Annotated in this window: 24 protein-coding genes; 17 read left to right on the top strand and 7 right to left on the bottom strand. The window is 69.0% G+C overall.

The genetic code is table 11. The annotated features are described in order from the left end of the window. The first annotated feature begins 33 nt into the window (after positions 1-33). The 3 genes from ABS642_RS08890 to ABS642_RS08880 all read left to right on the top strand — a co-directional run bounded on the left by ABS642_RS08890 (position 34) and on the right by ABS642_RS08880 (position 3,178). A complete protein-coding gene (locus tag ABS642_RS08890; protein ID WP_350353035.1) occupies positions 34-2,061 on the top strand; it encodes a DUF5074 domain-containing protein in 2,028 nt (675 codons plus the stop codon). 75 nt (positions 2,062-2,136) lie between these two features. Further along, positions 2,137-2,409: a hypothetical protein gene (locus ABS642_RS08885; RefSeq protein WP_350353034.1), complete on the top strand. Its 273-nt coding sequence runs from the start codon at positions 2,137-2,139 to the stop codon at positions 2,407-2,409. A gap of 55 nt (positions 2,410-2,464) precedes the next feature. Further along, a complete protein-coding gene (locus tag ABS642_RS08880; RefSeq protein WP_350353033.1) occupies positions 2,465-3,178 on the top strand; it encodes a TIGR00266 family protein in 714 nt (237 codons plus the stop codon). A gap of 10 nt (positions 3,179-3,188) precedes the next feature. Here the strand turns inward: ABS642_RS08880 and ABS642_RS08875 are convergent, their stop codons facing one another. Beyond that, positions 3,189-3,488 carry a hypothetical protein gene (locus tag ABS642_RS08875; protein ID WP_350353032.1) on the bottom strand — a complete coding sequence of 100 codons (300 nt, stop codon included), beginning with the start codon at positions 3,486-3,488 and terminating at the stop codon, positions 3,189-3,191. Between the two features lie 185 nt (positions 3,489-3,673). Here ABS642_RS08875 and ABS642_RS08870 point away from each other — a divergent pair, with 185 nt between their 5' ends. Further along, complete coding sequence (locus ABS642_RS08870; RefSeq protein WP_350353031.1) at positions 3,674-3,835, top strand: hypothetical protein; 162 nt, start codon at positions 3,674-3,676, stop codon at positions 3,833-3,835. 7 nt (positions 3,836-3,842) lie between these two features. Here ABS642_RS08870 and ABS642_RS08865 read toward each other — a convergent pair whose 3' ends face one another. Together ABS642_RS08865 and ABS642_RS08860 are read right to left on the bottom strand one after the other, a co-directional pair. Next, the gene (locus ABS642_RS08865; protein ID WP_350353030.1) at positions 3,843-5,549 is read right to left on the bottom strand and encodes an MDR family MFS transporter; all 1,707 of its coding nucleotides are present in this window, start codon (positions 5,547-5,549) and stop codon (positions 3,843-3,845) included. Then, positions 5,550-6,140: a helix-turn-helix domain-containing protein gene (locus ABS642_RS08860; RefSeq protein WP_350353029.1), complete on the bottom strand. Its 591-nt coding sequence runs from the start codon at positions 6,138-6,140 to the stop codon at positions 5,550-5,552. Between the two features lie 196 nt (positions 6,141-6,336). On the opposite strand from ABS642_RS08860, the gene ABS642_RS08855 reads away from it, so the two are divergent. The 4 genes from ABS642_RS08855 (at position 6,337) to ABS642_RS08840 (ending at position 8,360) form a co-directional block, all read left to right on the top strand. Then, positions 6,337-6,768: an Asp23/Gls24 family envelope stress response protein gene (locus tag ABS642_RS08855; protein ID WP_350353028.1), complete on the top strand. Its 432-nt coding sequence runs from the start codon at positions 6,337-6,339 to the stop codon at positions 6,766-6,768. 61 nt (positions 6,769-6,829) lie between these two features. Further along, positions 6,830-7,396 carry an RNA polymerase sigma factor gene (locus ABS642_RS08850; RefSeq protein ID WP_350353027.1) on the top strand — a complete coding sequence of 189 codons (567 nt, stop codon included), beginning with the start codon at positions 6,830-6,832 and terminating at the stop codon, positions 7,394-7,396. After that, positions 7,393-7,998, top strand: a complete 606-nt coding sequence (locus tag ABS642_RS08845) for a hypothetical protein (protein WP_350353026.1) — start codon at positions 7,393-7,395, stop codon at positions 7,996-7,998. Before ABS642_RS08850 ends, ABS642_RS08845 begins: the two co-directional genes overlap by 4 nt. Continuing rightward, a complete protein-coding gene (locus ABS642_RS08840) occupies positions 7,995-8,360 on the top strand; it encodes a hypothetical protein (RefSeq protein WP_350353025.1) in 366 nt (121 codons plus the stop codon). Before ABS642_RS08845 ends, ABS642_RS08840 begins: the two co-directional genes overlap by 4 nt. Before the next feature lie 74 nt (positions 8,361-8,434). Here the strand turns inward: ABS642_RS08840 and ABS642_RS08835 are convergent, their stop codons facing one another. Next, positions 8,435-9,280, bottom strand: a complete 846-nt coding sequence (locus tag ABS642_RS08835) for an SDR family oxidoreductase (protein ID WP_282214289.1) — start codon at positions 9,278-9,280, stop codon at positions 8,435-8,437. 94 nt (positions 9,281-9,374) lie between these two features. On the opposite strand from ABS642_RS08835, the gene ABS642_RS08830 reads away from it, so the two are divergent. From ABS642_RS08830 to ABS642_RS08810, 5 genes are all read left to right on the top strand, one after another. Beyond that, complete coding sequence (locus ABS642_RS08830; RefSeq protein WP_350353024.1) at positions 9,375-9,740, top strand: helix-turn-helix domain-containing protein; 366 nt, start codon at positions 9,375-9,377, stop codon at positions 9,738-9,740. Between the two features lie 99 nt (positions 9,741-9,839). Continuing rightward, positions 9,840-11,381 (top strand): APC family permease, encoded by a 1,542-nt coding sequence (locus ABS642_RS08825; protein WP_350353023.1) that lies wholly within the window; start codon positions 9,840-9,842, stop codon positions 11,379-11,381. A 41-nt stretch (positions 11,382-11,422) separates the two neighbouring features. Continuing rightward, positions 11,423-12,277: a tRNA pseudouridine(38-40) synthase TruA gene (truA, locus tag ABS642_RS08820; RefSeq protein ID WP_350353022.1), complete on the top strand. Its 855-nt coding sequence runs from the start codon at positions 11,423-11,425 to the stop codon at positions 12,275-12,277. A gap of 41 nt (positions 12,278-12,318) precedes the next feature. Continuing rightward, positions 12,319-13,212: a hypothetical protein gene (locus tag ABS642_RS08815; RefSeq protein WP_350353021.1), complete on the top strand. Its 894-nt coding sequence runs from the start codon at positions 12,319-12,321 to the stop codon at positions 13,210-13,212. A 43-nt stretch (positions 13,213-13,255) separates the two neighbouring features. After that, positions 13,256-13,924 carry an endonuclease/exonuclease/phosphatase family protein gene (locus ABS642_RS08810; RefSeq protein WP_282214285.1) on the top strand — a complete coding sequence of 223 codons (669 nt, stop codon included), beginning with the start codon at positions 13,256-13,258 and terminating at the stop codon, positions 13,922-13,924. Positions 13,925-13,935: 11 nt separating this feature from the next. Here ABS642_RS08810 and ABS642_RS08805 read toward each other — a convergent pair whose 3' ends face one another. After that, positions 13,936-14,907, bottom strand: a complete 972-nt coding sequence (locus ABS642_RS08805) for a helix-turn-helix domain-containing protein (RefSeq protein ID WP_350353020.1) — start codon at positions 14,905-14,907, stop codon at positions 13,936-13,938. A 70-nt stretch (positions 14,908-14,977) separates the two neighbouring features. Here ABS642_RS08805 and ABS642_RS08800 point away from each other — a divergent pair, with 70 nt between their 5' ends. From ABS642_RS08800 to glmM, 4 genes are all read left to right on the top strand, one after another. After that, complete coding sequence (locus ABS642_RS08800) at positions 14,978-15,730, top strand: MBL fold metallo-hydrolase (protein ID WP_350353019.1); 753 nt, start codon at positions 14,978-14,980, stop codon at positions 15,728-15,730. Positions 15,731-15,912: 182 nt separating this feature from the next. Next, positions 15,913-16,359: a 50S ribosomal protein L13 gene (gene rplM / locus ABS642_RS08795; protein WP_210097189.1), complete on the top strand. Its 447-nt coding sequence runs from the start codon at positions 15,913-15,915 to the stop codon at positions 16,357-16,359. 27 nt (positions 16,360-16,386) lie between these two features. Further along, the gene (rpsI, locus tag ABS642_RS08790; RefSeq protein ID WP_046012472.1) at positions 16,387-16,872 is read left to right on the top strand and encodes a 30S ribosomal protein S9; all 486 of its coding nucleotides are present in this window, start codon (positions 16,387-16,389) and stop codon (positions 16,870-16,872) included. 14 nt (positions 16,873-16,886) lie between these two features. Next, positions 16,887-18,245 (top strand): phosphoglucosamine mutase, encoded by a 1,359-nt coding sequence (gene glmM / locus ABS642_RS08785; RefSeq protein ID WP_282214282.1) that lies wholly within the window; start codon positions 16,887-16,889, stop codon positions 18,243-18,245. A gap of 88 nt (positions 18,246-18,333) precedes the next feature. Here the strand turns inward: glmM and ABS642_RS08780 are convergent, their stop codons facing one another. Then, on the bottom strand, positions 18,334-19,788 hold the full coding sequence (locus ABS642_RS08780; RefSeq protein WP_350353018.1) for a hypothetical protein: 1,455 nt from the start codon (positions 19,786-19,788) through the stop codon (positions 18,334-18,336). Next, the gene (locus ABS642_RS08775) at positions 19,785-20,570 is read right to left on the bottom strand and encodes a glycosyltransferase family 2 protein (protein ID WP_350353017.1); all 786 of its coding nucleotides are present in this window, start codon (positions 20,568-20,570) and stop codon (positions 19,785-19,787) included. Before ABS642_RS08775 ends, ABS642_RS08780 begins: the two co-directional genes overlap by 4 nt. Positions 20,571-20,589: the final 19 nt, after the last annotated feature.

The following is a 20,589-nucleotide window of genomic DNA, read 5'->3' as shown; positions in this document are numbered from 1 at the left end:
CCGCCGTTCAATGACGACCCAAGGAGCTTCACCATGCCCGAATCCTCGAACCTGACCCGACGCACCCTCCTCCTGGCAGGAGTCGGCGGCGCGCTCGCCGCGGCCGTCGGCGTCGTCTCGCCGCCCCCGGCGCAAGCGGCAGCGTCGGCGTTCCACACCGGCCGCAAGGGAACCACGATCACCGAGATCGGCCCCGGCATCCTGCAGTACTCCCTCATGAGCGGAGTGCTCCTCGACGGCGTCTGCTACATCGGTTCGCGCAATCTCGAGCCGACCGGCATCCTCGCCTTCGACGTCGCCTCCGGCACGGTGACCCATTCGACGACGCTCGCCACGGGGCACAGCATCCAGGCGCTGGCGGTCGATCCGGTACGGAAGATCCTCTACGCCGGCATCCTGCAGAAGGCCGCGGGAAGCGACAACCTCTACCGGTGGGACCTCGCCGATCTCTCCGCGCCCGCCGTGTCGATCGGGCGGATCGGCGACCGTGATGTGCGCGACCTCGCCGTTTCCCCCGACGGCACCGTCTTCGCGGTCGGCGGCGGCGGCACCGGCGCCCCGGCCCTCTGGCAGTACTCCCCGTCGACCGGGGCCGTCACGAGCCTCGGGGTGCCAGACGCCAAGGCGACGCTCGCCCGTGCGGTGGCCGCGACAGACCAGACGGTCTACTTCGGCGCTGGCAGCACGCTCGGCGGCGGCACCGACACCAGCCGGGCCGCGCTCTACTCCTACGACCGCGCGTCGGCCGCCTTCGCCGACATCACGCCGACCGAGATGGTGAACGACCCGAGTATCCGCGAACTCGCCGTTGACGGCGAGCGGCTGCTCGCCTCGACCGCGGGTTCCCTCGAGCAATCGAAGATCGCTGCCATCTCGCTCGCCGATCACACGTCGTACGAGCTCGTCACCTCGATCGGAAAGACGGCCAAGAGCTTCGCCGTGATCGACGGCGACGTGTACTGCGCGAACGAGGCGGGCGTGCTGCGCTGGTCGCCGGGAGCGGCGGAGGTCGAGCAGCTTCCGCTGACCATCGACCTCGGCGAGATCTGGGGCCTCGATCCCCACGACGGCGGACTCGTCGCGGTGTCGGGATACGCGGTCGTCGCGGCCTTCGATCGCGACGGCACCCTGCGATCCGAGGTCGATCTCGGCGACGCGGGTGCGCCGGTCAGTGCACAGACCTGCATGGGCATCGCGGTCGGCGCCGGTTTCGCGTACGTGGGCGGAAACGGCGGCATCGCGCGCCACGATCTGGGCAGCGGCGAGGTCATCAACCTCCGCGCACCGGGTGAGGCGAAGGATGCCGAGGTCATCGGCGGCGTGCTCTACACCGGTCAGTACAACTCGCAGGGCATCTGGTCCTACGATCCCGCATCGGGAGAGCCGATCCGCCGCGTGGCATCATTCCCCTCCGAGCAGAACCGGCCGCTCGACACGCACTGGGACGACTGCAACCGGCTGCTCCTGGTGGCGGCGCAGGCCGACACCGAGGGCGGTGGCTCGCTCTGGACGTACGACCCCGCCACGGGCGCGAGCACGCACGCGATCAATCCGATCGATGAGGTGCAGCTCGTCCGTGCGGTCGTCGCCGTGGACGGCGTCGCCTATCTCGGCGGCGACAATGCGCAGAAGACGGGCCCGCGCGGCACGATCGTGGCGTGGGATCCGATCGCCCATCGCGAGCTCTGGCGAATCGAGACCGCGCAGGCGAACGGGATCGGTGCTCTCGCGAGCCACGGCCGATACCTCTTCGCGCTCACGCAGCGGGGCACCCTGTTCGTGATCGACCGCCCGCGTCGGCAGATCGTCCACACCGTCGATCTGAAGTCGATCGCTCCCGGGTTCGTGGCGATGAAGGCGGCTCGTGGCGTGATCTACGGCGTCTCCGACACCACGCTCTTCCGCATCGATCCGAAGACGTTCGAGGTCACCACCGTCGTGGCGGCGATCAACGGCGGCTGGTACAGCGGACCGCACCTCAACGTCGACGAGGACGGGGCCGTCTACACGCTGCGCGGACGCACGCTCGTGAAGGTCGACGACCACCCGCGGAGGCCGTGAGCTCGCAGCCGTGCGCATCGGAGGCGCGAGCGCAACCCCCTGAGCGAGTCGGCGGAACGAGCGTACCTTCGCCCCATGAGCGATGCACCGGCAACAACTCATACCCACGTCGACATCGACGGTCATGACTTCCTGCTCAGTCCGGGGCAGGACCTCGACGACTTGATGCGCCGGATCGAGGACGCCGCACGATCGGATGGCACGTTCGTCGGCTTCATCTCGCAGGGCGTGCGCCTCAGCGCGCTGATCTCGCGGACGAGCCGGGTCGTGATCGCGATCGACGACGATCCGGCGACCGGACCGCCGTCGGACCTGGGGGACTACGCGCACGCCGAATGGGAGTACTGACCGCCGGTCGAGGAAGGCTGGCGCGCCGGTCGCCGTCACCTCTATCGTCGGAGGCATGAAGTCATCCATCTCAGGAACGACCATGCCCGTGCTCGAAGTCACCCTCGACCCGGGCGAGAGGATCGTGGCGGAGGGCGGGGACGTGGCCTGGATGTCGGCGGGGTTCGCTCTGGACACGTCGACCGTGCACGGCACCGGAGGACAGGGCGGCTTCATGAGCGGTCTGAAGCGCGTGCTGGGCGGAGCGCAGCTGTTCCTCACCGAGTACACGGCACCGGCGCAGGGCGGTCTCGTCGCGTTCGCGGCGCAGCTGCCGGGCACGATCCGGCAGATCGACATCGACGCGGCCGATCAGTTCATGGTGCAGGCAGGGTCGTACACGGCGAGCACGAGCGACGTCGAGGTCTCGGTGGGGCTGCAGAAGAAGCTCGGCGCCGGTATCTTCGGCGGCGCGGGAGTCGTGTTCCAGAAGCTCACCGGCTCCGGCACCGCATGGGTGCAGCTCGCCGGCGAGATCACGGAGTACACGTTGGCGGCAGGGCAGTCCCTGCTCATCCATCCGGGGCATCTCGCGATGTTCGACGCGAGCATGGATCTGCAGTTCACCTCGATCAAGGGCATCAAGAACAAGTTCTTCGGTGACTCGCTGTTCCTCGCCGAGATCCACGGCCCCGGACGCATCTGGCTGCAGTCGATGACGCCCGCGAAGCTCGCGGCCGCCATCGAGCCCTACCTGCCGGACCGCTCGTCCGGGTCGAGCAACTCCTAGGAGCCCCCGATCACCCTCGGTCCCGGCGTCGCAGCGACGGCGGCGGACGATGGGGGATCGGGATCGGGCGTGTGGCGCGCGACGCATCCTGGAAGCGGCGCACCGACTCGAGCACGTCGTCGACGGACGGATAGCGCGGGGCGAGCGGGAGATCGCGCAGCCACAGCACCTCGACGTCGGCAGGTGTGTCCTCGTAGATCCGACAGACGATGCGCCGGTGATCTCCGTCGGGGTAATGCAGGTCGTGGATCGCCCAGGCCTCCGCGTTGACCTGGGTCAACACGAATCGCTGGTCTGATTCCTGCTCCATCATTCTCCTGCCTGTCCTCCCCTGCAGGATGCCGGGAGCACAGGGAGACGGGTAGCCCCTTGACAGGATCACGAGCGGATGCCGGGGCGGCAGGCCGATCGCGCGCGGGATGTCAAGGGGATCCGGTCTCGGCCCGCGCCCGACGAGACTGGCGCTCCCATCCGCACGACCGATCGGAGACGACCATGTCAGACCCGCAGAGCACTCCCGACGACCGGCCCGAAGTCGACGCCGTCGGCGTCGACCCGGACTTCGTCACGAACGATCACGACCCCGACGCCTCCTCTCCGGTCGAGGAGGAGGCGTCGGAGGACGACGAGGAGGTGGACGTCGCCGACCTTCCCTGATCGTGCGTCAGCGGCGGGTGGGCGTCGTCTCGGCGTCGCCCACCGGCCCCGTCGGATCGTCTCCCGCGGCCACCGCTGCGGCATCCGTCCGTCCGGAATACGTCCGCCCGGTGCCGCGGAGCTCGGCCTCCAGCCGCTCCGCCTCCTCGCCGCTGATGGCCTCGCCGCGTGCGACGAGTCCGGCCTGGTCGGAGAGCGGGATCTGCTTGAGGAACAGCGACAGCACCAGCGCCAGCACGATGAACGGCACGAGGAACCAGAACACCGGGGCCAGGGCGTCGGCGTACGCGGTGACGATGCCGTCGCGCACCTCGTCGGGCAGCGCGCTCAGCGTGGACGGGTCGATCGTCGACGCGGCCTGCGACGCGGCATCCGGTGAGGCGCCCGCGTCGGCGAACACGCCGAGCAGGTTCTCGGTCAGGCGCGTCGTGAAGATCGTCCCGAACACGGCCGTGCCGAGCGAGGCGCCCACCTCGCGGAAGTAGTTGTTCGTGCTGGTCGCGGTGCCGATCTCGCTCGCAGGGACAGCGTTCTGCACGACGAGGACCACGACCTGCATGATCAGTCCGAGGCCTGCGCCGAACACGAACAGGAAGGCGCAGATCAGCCAGATGGGCGTCGTCGCCGAGAGAGTGGTCATCGAGACCATCGCGATACCCGTGAGGATCGTGCCGACGATCGGGTAGATCCGGTACCTCCCGGTCTTCGAGATCGCGATGCCGGAGAAGATCGACGTTCCGATGAGTCCCACCATCATCGGGATCATCAGCAGGCCGGATGCCGCGGCCGAGGTGCCGGACGACATCTGCAGGAACGTGGGCACGAACCCGATCGCGGCGAACATCCCGATGCCGAGTACCAGGCCGATCGCCGTCGCGTTGACGAAGATCGGGTTCCGGAAGAGGCTCAGCGGGATGATCGGGTCCTGCACCCGGGACTCCGTGATCACGAACGCGGTGGCCGCGGCGAGCAGCCCGGCGCCCCAGGCCCACGTGGCGAGCGAATCCCAGCCGAACTCGGCGTCGCCACCGAAATCGGTGAAGAAGATCAGGCACGTCGTGGCGATCGAGAGGAAGATCACTCCGAAGATGTCGATCGGCTTCTCGGCCTTCTTGCTCGGGAGCTTGAGCGCCACGAGCGCGATGATGAAGGCCGCGATCCCGACCGGGATGTTGATGTAGAACGCCCACTGCCAGGTCATGTGGTCGACGAAGAATCCGCCGAGGAGAGGGCCGGCGACAGCGGAGAGTCCGAAGACGGCGCCGAGCGGGCCCATGTACTTGCCGCGCTCGTTCGCGGGGACGATGTCGGCGATGATCGCCTGCGACAGGATCATCAGACCGCCGCCTCCGAGGCCCTGGAGGGCGCGGAACACGACGAACATCCAGAAGTCGGTGGCGAAGGCGCAGCCGACGGATGCCAGCGTGAACAGCGCGATCGCGACGAGGAACAGGTTCCGCCTGCCCAGGACGTCGCCGAACTTGCCGTAGATCGGCATCACGATCGTGGTCGCCAGCAGGTAGGCGGTGGTGATCCAGACCTGGTGGTCGACGCCGCCGAGCTGTCCGACGATCGTCGGCATCGCGGTCGACACGATCGTCTGGTCGAGGCTGGAGAGCAGCATCCCGGAGATGAGCGCGCTGAAGATGATCCAGATGCGGCGCTTCGTGAGCAGGAAGGGCGCATCCTTGGTGGGGGTGGCGGTGGCGGACATTCAGTCGGCTTTCTGTGACGGAGCGTAGAGCGCGCGGGCGAGCTCGAGACGTCGGGTGATGAGCGTCTCGAAGGAATCGGTCGAGTGGTGGTGCAGGAGCTGGTCCATGGACAGGCGCACGAGGGCGCCGACGGAGTGCACCATCACCTCGGCGCGCAGGTCGGCATCGGCGACATCGCCCATGCGGCGCACGATCAGCTCCATGTCGCGGCGTTCGTTCTTCGCGATCTGCTCGAAGGCGGCCTTCAGCAGCCGCGGCTCCTGCTCGATGACCGCGAAGAGCTCGGCGGCATCCTCGAGAGGGTTGAAGAGTCCGAAGCGGTGGATCGTCAGACCGACGAAGTCGTCCAGCAGCTCGCCGCGCTCGGCGACGAACGCCTCCTCGAGGGCTTCCTGCCGGGAGTCGATCGTGGCGAAGCCGAAGACCGCGTTCTCCTTGCTCTCGAAATAGTTGAAGAACGTGCGGCGCGAGACCCCGACCTCGGCGCAGAGCTCCTCGACCGTGAAGCCGGCGAAGCCCTGATCTGCCGTGAGTCGCCTGGCGACCTTCGTCAGCGCGCGCGAGGTCTCGCGCTTGCGCTGTTCCCTCAAAGAATCTGCACCTTGCTCCATAGAGTGCAAGTTTGCACTCTGAAGCTTGGAGTGCACTGTGAGCTCGGTCGGCACCCTTCACAGAGAAATGTCGGACGGATCTGTGACGATCGGCGCCCGGCATCCGTCCTAGTGGTGTCGCTGACCTGCGACCCGCACCCTGCGCGGATGCGAGAGACGTAAGAAGGAGCTCACCATGGCGAATGTGACGAATGCCGCTCAGACCGGGACCCCGGCCGTCGCGCCTCGCGAGGCCGTCGCACCCGGCACGACCACGATCGAGGATGCCGTCGTCGCGAAGATCGCCGGCATCGCCGCGCGCGAGGTGAGCGGCGTGTACGCCCTCGGCGGAGGAGCCGCCCGCATGGTCGGCGCGATCCGCGATGCGCTCAACACGAGCGACCTCACGCAGGGGATCAGTGTCGATGTCGGCGAGACCCAGGTCGCCGTCGACGTGACCATCGTCGCCGAGTATCCGGTCTCGCTGCAGAAGGTCGCCGATGACGTGCGCGCTGCGATCCATCGCGCGATGGTCGACTTCGTCGGCAAGGAGGTCACCGAGGTCAACGTCACCGTCGACGACGTGCACATCGCGACGGGCGACGATGCGGCGCCGGATGAGAGATGATCCGATCCGATGGCGCATCCGTTCCGAATCTCCTAGGGGATCAGGACGAGAAGGTGAGCAGATGGCAGACGAACGCTTCCGGAATGCGCTCGAGCACGCCGACGACCGCATCGTGGCCGGACGCGCCATGGACGGCGACGTCGAATCGTTCGCGGTGCTCGTGCGGAGGTACACGCCGATGATGCGCGCATACACCCGACGGATGCTGAACGCTTCGGCCGACGTGGACGACGTGGTCCAGGAGGCGTTCGTCACCGCGTGGCAGCGTTTCTCGGAGCTCGAGGATCCGTCCAAGGTCAAGAGCTGGCTGATGAGGATCGTCAGCCGCAAGGCCGTCGACCGCATCCGGTCCCTCCGACCCGTCGCCGACATCGACGCCTTCGACCGTCCCGCTCCTTCCCAAACGTCACCGGATGAGGTGGTCCAGGCGCGGGCCGGGATCGCGGCACTCGGGGCCGCACTGCGCGAGCTCCCCGATGCGCAGCGCGAGTGCTGGGTCCTCCGCGAGATGGGCGGCTACTCGTACGACGAGATCGCCGAGGAGCTCGGCATACCCGTTTCGACCGCGCGAGGCCTGCTGGCCCGCGCGAGGAAATACATGATCGTACGGATGGAGGAGTGGCGATGAGCGACGACCATGACGCCCCCGACGGCCGACGACTCGGACTGGAGCCGACCGATCTGGACGGGCACACCATCGAGGAGCTCACGGAGTACCTCGACGCCGGCCGGCAGCCGCTGGACCGCTCGATCGAGGAATCGCCGGGCTGTCAGCTGGCCCTCGACGCACTCGAGAGGCTCCACGGGCTGAGCGGCGAGCTGATCGACGCGGATGCCGCGGCATCTCCCGAGGTCGAGCCGGGCTGGGTCGACCGCATCCTCGCGGGCATCGCGATCGATGCGCGCGCGGGCCGGCGGATCCCGTTCGCGTCGCCGGAGCCGAACGTCGATCTCGCGATCACGGAGGGCGCGGTGCGCGGCCTCATCCGATCGGCGGAGAACGCGGTTCCCGGGCTGCTCCTCGGGCGCTGTCGCCTGGACGGAGACGTCACGACGCCGGGGACGCCCATCCGGGTCGAGATCGAGGCGAACGTCTTCCCCGGCGAGCCGATCCCGCTTCTCGCGGATCGCCTCCGCGCGGAGGTCGACAGGCGACTGCGCCTTCACACAGAGCTCGACATCGTCGCGATCGACATCGCGATCCGGGACATCCAGGAGGTCTCATCGTGAACGGAGCAGCAGCGATGACGCCGGAGGCCCGCACCGAGCTCGCGCAGGAGATCGAAGACGCCGTGCGTGCGACGCCGGGCGTCCGGAACGTCTATCGGTCCGGGTCGCTGGTCTCGAATCTGCTCCGCGCAGGAGCGGTCGCGCTCGGCGTCGGCGACGACAGCCGGCCGATCATCTCGGTGGTCGCGGGGGAGGAGGGCGTCGCCGTCGAAGCGTCGGTCGGCGTCGACGTCACCGCGTCAGCGGCCGTCGTGCTGCTGGCCGCATACGAAGCGGTCGATGCCGTGCTGCGCGCCGCCGGTCTCCACAGGGAGAGCATCACGCTCACGGTCGTCTACGTGCAGTCGCGCGACGCGGCCTGACCGCGCGAGGCGGAGATGCGAAAGCGCCGCCCTCCGGCAGGGGAGGGCGGCACTTCCGTCTCGGTGACGAGTGATCAGGCCGCGTCGCGCAGCCCGTCCACGAGAGGCGTGGTCGGACGGCCGATGAGGCGCGCGAGGGTGCCGTCGGTGTCGGCGAGAGCGCCGTTGCGGATGCCGGCGTCGAGAGCCACCACGAAGCCGACGGTTCCCGCGTCGAGTCCCGCTGCCTCGAGTGCGGCGCTCTGCTCCTCGGTCGTGAGGGGCTGGTACGCGACCGGGCGACCGGTCACCTCGGACATCGCGGCCGCGAGTTCGCCGTAGTTCCATGCGACGTCGCCGCCGAGCTCGTACACCTCGCCGACGTGGCCGTCTTCGAGCAGCACCACGGCGACAGCATCCGCGAAGTCCTTGCGGCTCGCCGAGGCGACCCGGCCTTCGCCCACGCCCGCGGCGAGCACCCCGGTCTCGGCGGCACGCGCGAGGTCGGCCGCGTAGTTCTCGGTGTACCAGTTGTTGCGGAGGATCACCGCGGGAAGACCCGATGCGGCGATCAGCTCCTCCGTCGCCTTGTGCTCGGGCGCGAGCACGAGGTCGCTCGTCGTGGCCTTCGGCGCGCTCGTGTAGACGAGCTTCGAGACGCCCGCGGCCTTTGCGGCGTCGATGACCGCCTGGTGCTGAGCCACCCGCTGACCCACTTCCGAGCCAGAGACGAGAGCGACCGCGTCGACGCCCTCCAGCGCTGCGGTGATCGACGCGGGATCCGTGTAGTCCAGGTGCACGACGCGCACGCCGAGGTCGGCGCCCTTGGCGACGTCGCGGGCTCCGGCGACGATCGACTGCGGGTCGGCGCCGCGCTCGAGGAGGGCGGCGATGATGAGGCGTCCGAGGTTGCCGGTCGCGCCGGTGATGAGGATGGTCATGGGGTGTCCTTTCGTGGGTGACACCCTCGACAACCGGCGGTACCCCTCAGAACATTCCGCTCAGAGGGTACCCACTTTCAGGTAAGGTACCTACATGTCAGTGAGTTTTGCGCAGATCAAGGAGTCCACGCCGGCGGTCTTCGACCAGGGCTGCGGGACGCGCGTCGTGCTCGATCACATCATGAGCAAGTGGGGCGTGCTCATCCTCTCCTCTCTCTCCGACGGGACGCATCGATGGGGCGAGCTGCGTCGCGCGGTCGACGGCATCAGCGAGAAGATGCTCGCGTCCACTCTCCGCACCCTCGCCGACGACGGGCTCGTGCACCGCGAATCCCTGCCGACCGTGCCGCCGCACGTCGAGTACAGCCTCACTCCGCTCGGCCGCGACCTGATGGAGCGGATGCTCCCCCTGATGGAGTGGGTCGCCGACCACGCAGACGGAATGCTCGCACGCGACTGAACCTGCGGATTCCGTCGTCATCAGGAGTGCAGGCATGCGGAATCCGTCGGTGGAAGAAAACGATTGACGCGAGAACCGCAGTAGCCCTACTGTTCTGACATGGCCGCAACGACGCCGATTCATCTGGAACGACCCGACGGCAAGGGTCTGGCTGCGGGAACACTGGGACTCTGGGGATCGACCGTCATCGGTCTCGCCTCGACCGCCCCCGTGTACTCGCTGGTCGCGACGCTCGGATTCGTGGTGCTCGCGGTCGGCGCGCAGGCGCCCATCGCGTTCATCATCGCCTTCGTGCCGATGCTGCTCATCGCCTTCGCGTACCGCGAGCTCAACAACGCCGTGCCCGACTGCGGCACCACGTTCACGTGGGGGACCAAGGCCTTCGGCCCCTGGGTGGGCTGGATGGGCGGCTGGGGAGTAGCGGTCGCCGGCATGGTGGTGCTCGCGAACCTCGCCCAGATCGCCTCCGTCTACTTCTGGTCGCTGATCGGCCAGGACCTCGAGAACAACGACTGGCGCGTCGTGCTCGTCGCCGTGCTCTTCATCGCGGCGATGACCTGGGTCAGCTGGCGCGGGGTGGAGATCGGCGAGCGCATCCAGAACATTCTGCTCGGCATCCAGTACCTGGCGCTCGCGATCTTCGTCGTCACCGCGCTCTGGCAGTTCTTCGCCGGCACCGCACCCGACCCGACGCCGTTCGACATGGCATGGCTCAACCCCTTCGCCTTCACCGACTTCGCAGGGTTCACCGAGGCCATCCTGCTCGCTCTCTTCATCTACTGGGGCTGGGACACGTGCCTCGCGCTGAACGAGGAGACCAAGGATCCGAAGCGCATCCCCGGTCGCGCGGCCCTGCTCACCACCGTCATCCTGCTGTTCACCTACGTGGGCGTGACCATCGCCGCGATGATGTACGCGGGCCTGGGGGAGACGGGCACGGGGCTCGGCAACGAGGCGAACGCCGACGACTTCTTCCTCGCGATCAAGGACGGCCTCCTCGGTCCGTTCGGGTGGGTCCTCGTCGTCGCCGTGGTCATCTCGGCCATCTCGTCCACCCAGACCACGATCCTGCCGACCGCGCGCGGCACGCTCGCGATGGGCGTCTACCGGGCGCTGCCGGCGAAGTTCAAGGACGTGCACCCGACCTACAAGACCCCGTCGTTCTCGACGATCGTCATGGGCGTCGTCGCGGTGGCCTACTACATCGGCATGACGCTGATCAGCGACAACATCCTGCAGGACTCCATCCTCTCGCTGGGGCTCGCGATCGCCTTCTACTACGCCATCACCGGCTTCGCCTGCGTCTGGTACTTCCGGAAGGATCTGACCAGCTCGGCACGCGACTTCTTCTTCAAGGGACTGTTCCCGCTGCTGGGCGGGCTGATGCTGACCTGGGCGTTCATCCAGTCCGCGATCGACATGTGGGACGTCGACTACGGCTACACGGTGCTCTTCGGCATCGGCGGCACCTTCGTGATCGGCATCGGCTCGCTCGCCATCGGTCTCGTCCTGATGTTCGTCTGGTACCTCTTCCCGCGCTCGAAGCGGTTCTTCCGCGGCGAGAGCCTCAACCGCGAGACGCAGGTGATGGTGCCCGATGAGCCGAGCGTGACGATCCGTTCCATCGACGGCGGCATCTGAGCATCGCAGGACCGTTCGCGGGCTTGTCCTAGGCTTGCTCCGTGCGCATCCGGCTCGACATCGCCTACGACGGCACCCATTTCCGCGGCTGGGCGAAGCAGCCCACGCTCCGCACGGTGCAGGGGACGCTCGAACCCGCGCTCGCCCGCATCGTCGGCTCCGACGTGCAGTTCGTGGTCGCCGGACGCACGGATGCCGGTGTGCACGCGACCGGACAGGTGGCGCACGTCGACCTCAATGAGACCCAGTGGGCGCGGATCGAGGCTCGGCACGGCCGTGCGGCGCAGGACCCCGCAGGCTCGATCGCGGGGCGGATGCGCGGCGTGCTCGGCGCCTACTCCGACGTCACGGTGACGCGGAGCTCGATCGCGCCGGAGGGCTTCGACGCCCGGTTCTCCGCCGTATGGCGTCGTTACCGCTACCGCCTCGCCGATGCGGAGGCGGGGTTCGATCCGCTGCGGCGCCTCGACACGACCAGCATCCGCGGGCGCCTCGACGAGCAGGCGATGGATGCCGCGGCGCGCACCCTCATCGGGCTGCATGACTTCGCGGCGTACTGCAAGCCGCGCGAGGAGGCGACGACGATCCGCACTCTCCTCGACTACCGCTGGGAACGCGACGCCGACGGCGTGCTGGTGGCCGAGGTCAAGGCCGATGCGTTCTGCCACAGCATGGTGCGCGCGCTCGTCGGCGGATGCGTCGCCGTCGGCGAGGGGCGGCTCGACATCGGAGACCTCGTGGTGCTGCGGGACGCCCTGACACGGACCAGCGAGTTCAAGGTGCTGGCGGCGCGCGGCCTGACACTGACCGAGGTCGGCTATCCCGCCGACGAGCTGCTCGCCGCCCGAGCGGAGCAGACGCGGGCACGCCGCGACAGGAACGACGACCGACCGTAAGCTGAACCCGGCAGATCTCTTCACAGTACGACGGGGGAAACGTGACGGATCGGATCGATGCGCGGACGGGTGCGTTCGCCGCGGCCCTGCGCGCAGCGATCTCCGAACGCGGGATCTCGCTGTCGAGACTGCAGCAGGGGCTCGCCGACGACGGCAACCTCGTGTCGATGGCGACCCTCAGCTACTGGCGGTCCGGCGACCGTCAACCGGAGGGTGCGCAGTCGCTGAGCGCCGTCGACGGTATCGAGGATCGGCTCGGTCTGCCCCGCGGGCACCTGAGTTCGTTGCTCGGACCCTCGACGAGACTGGGGCCGGTGGCGCCACCACGGCTTCCCTTCGACGAGGAGCGCGAGAACCGCGAGACGGAGGAGACGCTGCGCGCGCTGCAGTCCGCCCCGCAGGAGGCGCTCCGCGATCTCTCCACCCATCTCACGGTGCGCATCGGGGCGAGCGGAGCCGTCGAGAGCATCGTGATGCGCTCCCTCGTGCAGGCGACCAGGGGACTGATCACCGAGCTTCCGCTCATCGACGTCGCTCCCGAGGAGACCGAGGTGATGTCGGTGATCTCCGACGTCGTCGGCGGGCGCATCGACCGCGAGTACCTGCACCCGGGACATCTCCTCTCCGGGGTGGTGATCGCCCTCGACGAGCCGATCACCACCGGCGGCACGACGCTCATCGAGTTCACGGAGACGTTCCCGTCCGGTTATCCGCCGCGCCAGTCCGCCTGGCATGCGACATCGCGGCCCGCGCGCGAGAGCCTGATCTGGGTGCATTTCCACCCCGATGCCCTCCCCACCTGGTGCGAGGAGTACATCGAGACCGAAGACGACTACGCGTCGTCGATGCGGCCGGTGCGCAGCGGCTCCGTGCACCTCGCGCGTCACGGATTCGGCCCGGGGGTGCTCGGCATCCGCTGGGGATACGACGAGTGATCGGAGCCGGTGCACAGCGACGACGGGTAGCGTGGGAGGGGTCATGAAGGTCATCTCGTACAACCTCCAGAAGCACCGGGCCGCGGGCGAGCTCGCCGCTCTCGTGCGCGAGCACGACCCCGACATCCTCTGCCTGCAGGAATGCGACGTGCCCGAGCTCCCGCCACGGATCGGCGGACTCGTGCTCGCGGATGCCACGCACGGCAACCGTCTCGGCATCGCGCTGTTCTACCGGGAGAGCACGTACCACCTGCAGGGGATCCGCATGCTCGGGCTCAAGAAGTCCCTGCACGACCGGATCGCGAAGCCGGCGCACGAGCGCGTGCTCGGGGCGCGTCTGCGCGACATCGACGACGGTCAGGACTTCATCGTGGCCTCGTTCCACGCGGCGCCGCTGACGGCGCTCAACTCCCTGCGCCGCCATCAGATCCGTGCCGCCCTCACCGAGCTCGCGACACTCGGCGAAGGGCTGCCGCAGCTCATGGTCGGGGACTACAACTACCCGATCTTCAAGGAGAACCTCGGTCAGGCGGTGCGCGACCACGGGTACGCGCTGACACTGAGCGATGATCACACCTACACCCGCTACCGCGTCTTCCGCGGCCACTACGACTTCGCCACCTCGACGGGTTTCGAGATCGAGCGGATCACCACGCTGCCCCAGGGGTCGAGCGATCACCGGCCGATCCTGGTGACGGTCAAGCCGGACTAGGGGCCGACCGCTCAGGCGGCCCCGGGGCGGAACGCGGCACGATGCGCCGCCGGGCTGACGCCGAGCCGTTGACGGAAGTGCAGGCGGAGCGACACCGCGCTGCCGAATCCGGCGAGTTCTGCGACCCGCTCGATCGTGTCGTCGCCGCTCTCGAGCAGCGTGCGAGCGAACTCGACCCTCTGATCGAGCAACCACTGCTGCGGACTCGTCGCGGTGCGGTCGCGAAAGCGTCGAGTGAACGTGCGACGGGACATGTGCGTCGACGCGGCCCAGCCGTCCACATCGATGGGTGTGCCGAGGCGCTCGCGGGCCCACCGCATCGCCCCGCCGATCGGATCGTCGGCCGACACGGCGACCACCGGCGCCGGGATGTACTGCGCCTGCGACCCGGTGCGGTGCGGCGCGAGCACCAGTGAGCGGGCCAGCGCCGCTGCGGCGACGCTCCCATGGTCCGAGCGGACGATGTGGAGGCAGCAGTCCAGCGCGGCCGCGGCGCCGGCGGAGGTCACCACATCGCCCAGGTCGGACCACAGCACGTCGTCGCGCACACGGATCTGCGGCTCCGCCGCCGAAAGCCGATCGGCGGCGGCCCAGTGCGTCGACACCTCGCGTCCGTCGGCGATGCCGGATGCGGAGACCACGATGGTGCCCAGGCAGAGCCCGACGATGCGCGCGCCGCGACGGTGGGCTCTCCGTACCGCGTCGAGCAGCGCAGCCGACGGCTCCGATCCCTCGCGCCAGCTGGGGATGACCACGAGGTCCGCCTCGTCCATCGCCTCGAGTCCGACGTCGACCCGGATGCCGTATCCCGCCGCGGTCGGCATCGATCCTGGCTGCTCGGCGCACACGTCGACGTCGTAGAGACCCCTCACGCCGTCGAGTCCCGCGCCGCCGAAGACCAGTGTCGGGACGGACAGGTGGAAGGGGCTGATGTGCGGGAAGGCGAGCACCGCCACGCGGGAACGGGGAGCGGAGGAGGCCATGGCCCGATCCTATCGGAAGTGTGCTTCCAGGCCACTGGGCCCGCCGCGGAGGATGCCGGAGACTCGATGCATGACACAGATCTCTGCTCTCCTCGTCGGCGGACCCACGCTCCACTTCACCTACGCGGGCCTCGGGTTCCTGACCGACCCGACCTTCGACGAGCCGGGCTCGTACGAGGGCCCGATCGTGCTCCGCAAGCTGACCGGCCCCGCCGTCCCGGCATCCGCTCTCGGCGCGATCGACGTCGTGCTGCTCTCCCACGACCAGCACGACGACAACCTCGACACCGCAGGGCGGGCGCTGCTGGGCGAGGTGCCGCTCGTGCTCGGCACCGAGGAATCGGCCACCCGCATCCCCGGCATCACGGGCCTGGCGCCGTGGCAGCAGCACCGCGTCGGTGACGTCGTCGTCACGGCGGTGCCCGCGCTGCACGGGCCCGAGGGGGCTGAGGCGCTGTCCGGCTCGGTGACCGGCTTCGTGCTCGAAGCCGATGGCCATCCCACGATGTACGTCTCCGGCGACAACGCCTCCGTCGACGTCGTCCGCGAGATCGCCGCGCGCTTCCCCGGGATCGGGATCGCCATCCTCTTCGCCGGAGCCGCCAACGTCGGGCGCTTCGGGGACGCCGACCTGACGCTGAACGCGCGGACGGCGTTGGAGGCGGCCGACGTCCTCTCCGACGCCGTGATCGTTCCCGTGCACGCGGAGGGCTGGTTCCACTTCTCCGAGACCCGGGAACGGCTCGTCGCCATGTTCGGGTACGCCGGACAGGGCGATCGGCTCCGCGTGCTGACGGCAGGAGCGCGGGTCGACGTCGGCTGAGGCCGGTTTGGGGGAAGGGCACCGGGTGGCGTATGCTGTCTCTTTGGTGCCCTTCCCTTCTGCGGGGAAGATGCACTATCCGAACGTGAGCCCTCCACTGGCGTGTTCCTCCCCCTGGGGATGAACCACCCCGGAGTGGGATTCACGAACTTCTCCGTTCGACATAAGAAAGCAGCACTATCGTGACGCGCACTTACACCCCGAAGGCCGGCGAGGTCCAGCGTGACTGGGTCGTCATCGACGCCACCGACGTCGTTCTCGGCCGCCTGGCTTCGCACGCCGCTACGCTCCTGCGTGGCAAGCACAAGCCCACCTTCGCCAACCACATCGACTCGGGTGACTTCGTCATCATCGTGAACGCCGACAAGGTCGCGCTCACCGGTCAGAAGCTCCAGAAGAAGCTGGCCTACCGCCACTCCGGTTACCCGGGCGGCCTGAAGTCGGTCACCTACGCCGAGCTGATGGAGAAGAACCCGGTCCGTGCTGTGGAGAAGGCCATCCGTGGCATGCTCCCCAAGAACAGCATCGGCCGTCAGCAGCTGTCGAAGCTCAAGGTCTACGTCGGTGCCGAGCACCCGCACGCCGCTCAGCAGCCGAAGACGTACACCCTCGACCAGGTCGCCCAGTAAGCGCCGTAAAGACTTAAGGACATACTCGTGGCTGACATCCAGGACACCACCGAAACCCCCCAGAACTTCTCGACGTCGACCCCCGAGACCGAAGCAGTCGAGGCGGCTCCCCGCCCCGTGCTCAGCGTCCCGGGTGCCGCTGTCGGCCGTCGCAAGCAGGCCATCGCCCGCGTGCGCATCGTCCCCGGCTCGGGAACGATCACGGTCAACGGCCGCACGATCGAGGACTACTTCCCGAACAAGCTGCACCAGCAGCTGATCAACGACCCGTTCACGGTGCTCAACCTCACCGGCGCCTACGACGTCATCGCCCGCATCTCGGGTGGTGGCCCCTCGGGCCAGGCCGGCGCGCTTCGTCTCGGCATCGCCCGTTCGCTGAACGGCATCGACGAGGAGAACAACCGTCCGACCCTGAAGAAGGCCGGCTTCCTCTCGCGCGACGCTCGCGTCAAGGAGCGCAAGAAGGCTGGTCTCAAGAAGGCCCGTAAGGCGCCTCAGTACTCGAAGCGTTAAGGTCCGCTGCTCCGATGCCGATTTTTGGCACGGACGGCGTGCGAGGACTTGCCAACGGCATCCTCACCGCCGACCTGGCGCTCACCCTGGCCCAGGCGACTGCTGTCGTCCTGGGCCAGGGCCGTACTGCGGAGTCTCGCAAAGCCGAAGGCAAGCGACTCACCGCAGTTGTCGCCCGTGACCCCCGGGTCTCGGGACACTTCCTCACGGCTGCGGTCTCTGCCGGTCTCGCGTCCTCGGGCGTCGACGTGCTCGAGGCGGGCGTCATCCCGACGCCGGCTCTCGCGTTCCTCGTCGCCGACCGTGACGCCGACTTCGGCGTGATGATCTCGGCGTCGCACAACGCCGCGCCCGACAACGGCATCAAGATCTTCGCGCGCGGCGGGCGCAAGCTCCCCGACGTCGTCGAGCAGCGCATCGAAGAGGCCATGTCGGGGGAGATGCTCCGCCCGACCGGCGCCGGCGTCGGTCGTATCGAGCGGTTCTCGGACGCCGAGGACCGCTACGTCCTGCATCTCCTCGGCTCGCTCCCGAACCGGCTCGACGGCATCCACGTGGTGCTGGACTGCGCGCACGGCGCGGCATCCGGCGTCTCCCCGGAGACGTTCCGCGACGCGGGCGCCGAGGTGACCGTCATCGGTGCCGACCCCGACGGGTGGAACATCAACGACGGCGTCGGCTCGACCCACCTCGACAACCTCGCTGAGGCCGTTGTGCGTCTGGGCGCCGACATCGGCATCGCCCATGACGGCGACGCGGACCGCTGCCTCGCTGTGGATGCCCAGGGCAACCACATCGACGGCGACCAGATCATGGCGATCATCGCGGTGTCGATGAAGGAGCGCGGACACCTCACCGACGACACGCTCGTCGCGACGGTGATGAGCAACCTCGGCCTGCACGTCGCCATGCGCGAGCACGGCATCACCGTGCGACAGACCGCTGTCGGCGACCGCTACGTCCTCGAGGACATGAACGCCGGCGGCTACGCCCTGGGCGGCGAGCAGTCCGGTCACGTCATCATGAGCGAGTACGCCACCACAGGCGACGGACTCCTCACGGGCCTGCACCTCGTGGCCGAGATGGCGCGCCAGAAGAAGTCGATCGCAGAGCTCGCCTCTGTGATGACCGTCTACCCGCAGGTGCTCATCAACGTGCGCGACGTCGACAAGGATCGCGTCGCAGACGACGAGCACGTCAAGCAGGCCGTGCTCGAGGTCGAAGCCGAGCTGGGCGACACCGGGCGCGTGCTGCTGCGCAAGTCCGGCACCGAGCCGCTCGTGCGCGTCATGGTGGAAGCGGCGGATGCCGAGTCGGTGCGCGAATACGCGGATCGTCTGGCCGGCGTCGTCCAGGAGCGCCTGGCGCTCTGACACGCCTCACGTCGACACGACGAGATCGGAACGCCCCCGCGCCTTCGGGCCGGGGGCGTTCCGCGTCGGCGGCGGCTTCGCGGTGCGCTCAGGGCGCGGCGCAGATGCGGAAGTAGCCGCTGTCGGCGAGCGTCTCGGTCGTGCAGGCGAGGCCGGTGATCCGCGGTGCGTCCTGCATGGCCACAGCGTCGAACAGCCCGACGTGCGCCCCGGTGAGGACGATCGGCGCCACGGCGGCGCCCCAGGGGTCTGCGGCCAGCCATTCGACGTCGTTGTCCTCGACCCAGGCTGCGAGTGGAGCCACGCCGGTGCGCTGCTCCTCCAGCGTGATGAGCGTGCGCGGGGCGAACTGCGCGGCGACGTGCAGGACGCCGCCTGCCGCGACGACGAGCGCCAATGCGGATGCCGCGGCGACGCCGACCATCCGCACGGCACGGCCCCGCGGCATCCGCATGACGGCCCAGATCGCGACTGCGGCGATGATCGGGAAGAAGGCGAAGACGCCGGGCGCCGGATGCCGCACCCAGAGCGGCAGCCGCGACGCGGTCGCCCACCAGCCGACGAAGGCGAGGGCGCCGACGAAGGCCGCCAGCGCGTACGCGATCACGATCCGCTCCGCGGGCGTGGCCGAGCGCCAGCGGAGGACGACACCTGCGGCAGCGAGTCCGATCGCGATGACGGCTCCGACGGCCGCGATCACGCCGGGCAGCGACCACGAGTCCGCCAGCGCACCGAGCTTCTGGAAGACCGAGGTGGCGGCGTCGCCCTGACCGCCGCTGCGGACGAAGTTGACGAGGTTCCGGAGATGCTCCACGAAACCGCCGAACCCCAGGGAGGCGAGCGCGACGAGCTCGAACAGGAGCGTCGGCACGGCGACGAGCACGAGCGGGAGCCAGGCGCGTCGCAGCAGATCGCGGATGCGAGCCCAGCCCGTGCCGTCCGACAGCACCCACAGGGCGACCGCGAAGGCCGGGAGGGCGAGCAGCACGATGAGCTTGGCCTGGATCGCCAGTCCGAACAGCAGACCCGCCAACCACGCCCGGCGGGGCAGCAGGATCAGCGCCCACACGAGGAGTGCGGCGGCCGGGATCTCGCCGAGCAGGTCGGCCGGCCCCTGGATCGGCGACACCCCTGCCCCGGCAGTGAAGGCCAGCGGGACGGCGACGGCGAGCAGAGCCGCCCAGCGGCCGGCGATCCGGTGACCGATGACGGCGAGGCCGGCGAGAAGCAGCACCCAGTAGGCGAGGGGGATGAGGCGAGCGGCGATGACGGGGTCGATGCCCGTGGCGAGCAGCAGGGCGACCGGAAGGAGCACGACAGGGCCGGTGGAGATGCGGGGATCGAACGGGGTGATGGTTGAACCGGAGAGGGCGCCGTCACTCGAATAGCCGAGGCCGGCGAGCAGATTCCGCGGGACGGTGAGGTTGAACGCCTCGTCCTCCCAGAAGCGCCAGACGACGAGGCTGTGCCAGGCGACGATCACGTGTCCGATCAGCAGGGCAGCCGCGACCGCCCAGAACAGGATCGTGCGCGTGCGGGTCATCGCGCGACGGGCTCCGGCCGACGGATGCCGCGAAGCGGGGCCGAGGGGCGCAGCGACAGGGTCCAGGCCTCCACGAGCGCGGTGCGCACGAACGCGCGCAGACGCTTGGGCGGCAGGCTGACACCGTTGCCGCGGCCCCACATCGTGCCCGTGGAGGACGCGCCGCGACGGGGGATGCTGGCCACCCGCAGGTAGCGCACCGTGAAGCCGGCGCGGGCCTCGGCCAGCGAGAAGTGCACGTGCGGCACCGACGCGTCGGCGGGGATCGCGTCGAGCAGCGCCTGCAGGGCGTCGGGGCGGTAGGCACGCAGCGGAGTGTTGACGTCCGGGATGCGGCGCCCCGCGGCGAGGGCGATCAGCAGGCCGACGGCCGAGGTGAGGACCTTCCGGTACCAGGGGTCGGTGCGCCCGTCACGGACGCCGTGGACGACGTCGGCATCCGCCTGGTCCAGAGCGGCGAGCAAGCGGGGGAAGTCGCGGCCGTAGAACTGCCCGTCGCCGTCGACGTGGATGAGCACCGTCGGGGCGGTGGCGAGTCCGGCGCGGTAGGCGGCGAGAGCGGTCGGGCCGTGTCCGCGGTTCACCGGCTGCACGTCGACCGTCACGTCGGCGACGTCGTCGAACACCGATGCCGTGGCATCCGTCGAGCGATCGTCGGCGATGTGGAACGTGACGCGGTCGGCCAGTGGAGACACGGAATCCCGGATCTCGTCGATGAAGCCCCGGATGCCCTCGGCCTCGTTGAAGGCGGGCATGACGATGGCGAGATGGCTGAGAGTCACAGGGGTCCTAGGGATGGCA

The organism is Microbacterium sp. A8/3-1 (assembly GCF_040267695.1).
In the GTDB taxonomy this organism is placed as follows: Bacteria; Actinomycetota; Actinomycetes; order Actinomycetales; family Microbacteriaceae; genus Microbacterium; species Microbacterium luteolum.
This window is presented reverse-complemented; position numbering and strand designations above follow the sequence as displayed.

What these genes read in the sequence shown, in the direction of transcription:
- ABS642_RS08890 (WP_350353035.1), top strand. Translation starts at nt 34, where the DNA reads ATGCCCGAATCCTCGAACCTGACCCGACGCACCCTCCTCCTGGCAGGA.
- ABS642_RS08885 (WP_350353034.1), top strand. Translation starts at nt 2,137, where the DNA reads ATGAGCGATGCACCGGCAACAACTCATACCCACGTCGACATCGACGGT.
- ABS642_RS08880 (WP_350353033.1), top strand. Translation starts at nt 2,465, where the DNA reads ATGAAGTCATCCATCTCAGGAACGACCATGCCCGTGCTCGAAGTCACC.
- ABS642_RS08875 (WP_350353032.1), bottom strand. Translation starts at nt 3,488, where the DNA reads ATGGAGCAGGAATCAGACCAGCGATTCGTGTTGACCCAGGTCAACGCG.
- ABS642_RS08870 (WP_350353031.1), top strand. Translation starts at nt 3,674, where the DNA reads ATGTCAGACCCGCAGAGCACTCCCGACGACCGGCCCGAAGTCGACGCC.
- ABS642_RS08865 (WP_350353030.1), bottom strand. Translation starts at nt 5,549, where the DNA reads ATGTCCGCCACCGCCACCCCCACCAAGGATGCGCCCTTCCTGCTCACG.
- ABS642_RS08855 (WP_350353028.1), top strand. Translation starts at nt 6,337, where the DNA reads ATGGCGAATGTGACGAATGCCGCTCAGACCGGGACCCCGGCCGTCGCG.
- ABS642_RS08850 (WP_350353027.1), top strand. Translation starts at nt 6,830, where the DNA reads ATGGCAGACGAACGCTTCCGGAATGCGCTCGAGCACGCCGACGACCGC.
- ABS642_RS08845 (WP_350353026.1), top strand. Translation starts at nt 7,393, where the DNA reads ATGAGCGACGACCATGACGCCCCCGACGGCCGACGACTCGGACTGGAG.
- ABS642_RS08835 (WP_282214289.1), bottom strand. Translation starts at nt 9,280, where the DNA reads ATGACCATCCTCATCACCGGCGCGACCGGCAACCTCGGACGCCTCATC.
- ABS642_RS08830 (WP_350353024.1), top strand. Translation starts at nt 9,375, where the DNA reads ATGTCAGTGAGTTTTGCGCAGATCAAGGAGTCCACGCCGGCGGTCTTC.
- ABS642_RS08825 (WP_350353023.1), top strand. Translation starts at nt 9,840, where the DNA reads ATGGCCGCAACGACGCCGATTCATCTGGAACGACCCGACGGCAAGGGT.
- ABS642_RS08810 (WP_282214285.1), top strand. Translation starts at nt 13,256, where the DNA reads ATGAAGGTCATCTCGTACAACCTCCAGAAGCACCGGGCCGCGGGCGAG.
- ABS642_RS08805 (WP_350353020.1), bottom strand. Translation starts at nt 14,907, where the DNA reads ATGGCCTCCTCCGCTCCCCGTTCCCGCGTGGCGGTGCTCGCCTTCCCG.
- ABS642_RS08800 (WP_350353019.1), top strand. Translation starts at nt 14,978, where the DNA reads ATGACACAGATCTCTGCTCTCCTCGTCGGCGGACCCACGCTCCACTTC.
- glmM (WP_282214282.1), top strand. Translation starts at nt 16,887, where the DNA reads ATGCCGATTTTTGGCACGGACGGCGTGCGAGGACTTGCCAACGGCATC.
- ABS642_RS08780 (WP_350353018.1), bottom strand. Translation starts at nt 19,788, where the DNA reads ATGACCCGCACGCGCACGATCCTGTTCTGGGCGGTCGCGGCTGCCCTG.